A 2,483-nucleotide genomic window follows, 5' to 3' on the forward strand; every position below is an offset into this window, starting at 1 on the left:
GTGTCGGGGAAGGATGGCAGGTCGCCATAAACTAGGGCTGCGGATGTGTAAGTTCAACTTGCGTTGAACTATTATCGATGCCCGCAGGGCCAACATCGGCAATTGGGCACTTCCTTACCCTTGCGCCTTCTCCGGCGTGGCATACCTATAGAAGATGTCGCCAAAGCCCACCCAGGACAAAAGCATGACCATCAATCCCAATCCGCGCTCGGTCGTTGCCGTGCGGGCCACTGTCCCCGAAGATGCCTTTACAGCCGGGGCGCTCGGCACGCTCAGGGAAGGCAGCGGCGTCGTCATTCGCAATGACGGGCTGGTGTTGACCATCGGCTATCTCATCACCGAAGCGGAAGAGGTCTGGCTGACCAGCCATGACGGCCGCGTCATCCCCGCGCACGCGCTCGCCTATGACCAGGAATCGGGCTTTGGCCTGGTGCAGGCGCTGGCGCCGCTCGGCCTGCCGGCCGTGGCGCTGGGCGATGCCGGCAAGGCCAGGATCGGCGACGCCGTCGTGCTGGCCGACGGCATCGGCCAGTCGGTGCAGGCCAGGATCGTCACCAAGCAGGAATTCGCCGGCTATTGGGAATATCTGCTCGACGAGGCGATCTTCATTGCACCGGCGCACCCCTCCTGGGGCGGTGCCGGGCTGTTCGGCGCTGACGGCTCGCTGCTCGGCATCGGTTCGCTGCGCCTGCAGATGAGCCGCAACGGCGAGGTCGCCGATATCAACATGGTGGTGCCGATCGATCTTTTGCCGCCCATTCTCGACGACCTCCTGACACGCGGCCAGGTGGCCAAGCCGCCGCGCCCGTGGCTCGGCGCCCTGTCGGCCGAAAGCGACGGCAGGGTGGTGGTGATGAGCGTGACCGAGGGCGGCCCGGCGGCCAAGGCCGGCCTGCGCCAGGGCGACATCATCTCCGACATCCGGGACGGCGCGGTCGACGGGCTGGCCGATTTCTATCGCAAACTGTGGGAAAGCGGCTCGGCGGGGGCCGAGATTCCGATGCGAGTGTTGCGCGACGGCCGCGAAACCTGGCTGCGCGTCAAATCGGCCGACCGCGGCAGTTTTCTGAAAAAGCCGCAACTGCAGTAGACGCGTCGATGGCGTCGGCGATGTCATCGGGTTGCCAATTCGCCCGACGGGCAGCCGCTCGGCCATCGCGGCCAGGGCCTCGTCGGGATTGCCCAGCGCCTCACGCGCCTGTCGCAGCCGGTTCTCGCCGCGCCCCGCGATGATCACACTGGCCCCAGCCTCAACGCAGCGCCGGGCCAGCGCCAGACCCATGCCGGAGCCGCCACCGACGATCAGGATTTTCTGATTTGAAATGCTCATTCGCACTGCCTTTGCTTGGATGGAGAAGGGCAGGGAATTGGCAGTTCGGTACGGCAAGTGAAAACGGAAGAAACCGATAGCGCTATCGGAAACGCCGATGATGCAGGGCGATCAGTTGCCGCAAGCGGCGAAGGCAGCGCCCGGGTTCCAGTCCTTGAAAGCGATGGCCTGGCCTTCGACCGAGACGGTCTTGTGCTTGGTGCTGCCGTCCGGCTGCTTTTCGCTGCTGGTGCCTTTGCCGGTCAGCACATTGTACTCGCAGGCGCTTTCGGCATTCTCCTTCAAATAGTCATCATGGTTATAGGCGAAGCCGGCGACGATGAAGGCACCGTTGCGCCAGGCGATGGTCAGCGTCATGTCGGTCCGTTCGCTGCCGACCGGCATCGCTGGCAGGTAGAATTTGATCGAACCGTTGGGCAGCATCGTCAGTTCCGGCTCGGTGTCGGAGTTCTCGTAGCCCGGCCGGTCGTAGCCGTTCCATTCCCCGTGGACCTGCTCGTGCACGATCTCGACAGGCTTGAGGTAATTGTGCTCCTTGTCCCTGAGGAAGAAGTGGACGTCCATCGGCTGGCCGGGCTCGGTCTCGACCACCATGGCAAGATCGACGGCGCCATCGCCGTCGAAGTCGCCAGTCACAGCCGTGACGATTTTCCGGGTTTCGATCGGCTCCGCAAGGGCGAGGCTCGGCAACAGCAAAGATAGAAAAGCGAGCAGCAGAGATTTCATGGTGGCATATTCCCCCAGACTGACACCTTGCGGTTCTATAGCATGGCGGTGGAATATCGCGCGCCCTCTCTTCTCCCCGACGAAGTCGCGCGGGATGCTTTCCTTAGCTTGTGGTGACGCAACTGACGAAAACTGACAGCGATCTGTGCCACATGCCGGGCGATGACGATGGGCACAACGCGGGAGGCAATACGACAGTGGGAGCAGGAACTATGGTGGCGCGAGCGGCACTGAACAAACAGGCCGGCTAATGGCGCCGGTCAAGGTCGATCCCGACAAGGTGCACGAGTTTCCGGATGCGGGCAGCTTCTACGCCTGGCTCGGCAAGCACCACGCCACGGAAACCGAAGTGTGGATCAAGGTTCACAAGGTGGGGTCGGGACTGAAGTCGATCACGCCGAAGGAAGCCATCGACGTGGTGCTGTGC

General features: G+C 63.1%; 2 protein-coding genes and 1 pseudogene. 1 reads left to right on the forward strand and 2 read right to left on the reverse strand.

The window, feature by feature from the left end; genetic code table 11:
- The first annotated feature begins 184 nt into the window (after positions 1 to 184).
- Entirely contained in the window at positions 185 to 1,090 is a 906-nt protein-coding gene (locus EN893_RS28965; protein WP_013530631.1) for a S1C family serine protease, read from the forward strand.
- Positions 1,091 to 1,177: 87 nt separating this feature from the next.
- Here the strand turns inward: EN893_RS28965 and EN893_RS28970 are convergent.
- Positions 1,178 to 1,330 (reverse strand): annotated as a pseudogene (locus EN893_RS28970) (SDR family NAD(P)-dependent oxidoreductase); the annotation flags it as partial.
- A gap of 111 nt (positions 1,331 to 1,441) precedes the next feature.
- Entirely contained in the window at positions 1,442 to 2,056 is a 615-nt protein-coding gene (locus EN893_RS28975) for a hypothetical protein (protein WP_127267004.1), read from the reverse strand.
- Between the last annotated feature and the right edge of the window lie 427 nt (positions 2,057 to 2,483).

The organism is Mesorhizobium sp. M7A.F.Ca.CA.004.04.2.1 (genome assembly GCF_004022825.1).
Taxonomy (GTDB): Bacteria; Pseudomonadota; Alphaproteobacteria; order Rhizobiales; family Rhizobiaceae; genus Mesorhizobium.

Excerpts from the sequence above, each read along its gene's own strand:
- EN893_RS28965 (WP_013530631.1), top strand. The coding sequence starts at position 185 with ATGACCATCAATCCCAATCCGCGCTCGGTCGTTGCCGTGCGGGCCACT.
- EN893_RS28975 (WP_127267004.1), bottom strand. The coding sequence starts at position 2,056 with ATGAAATCTCTGCTGCTCGCTTTTCTATCTTTGCTGTTGCCGAGCCTC.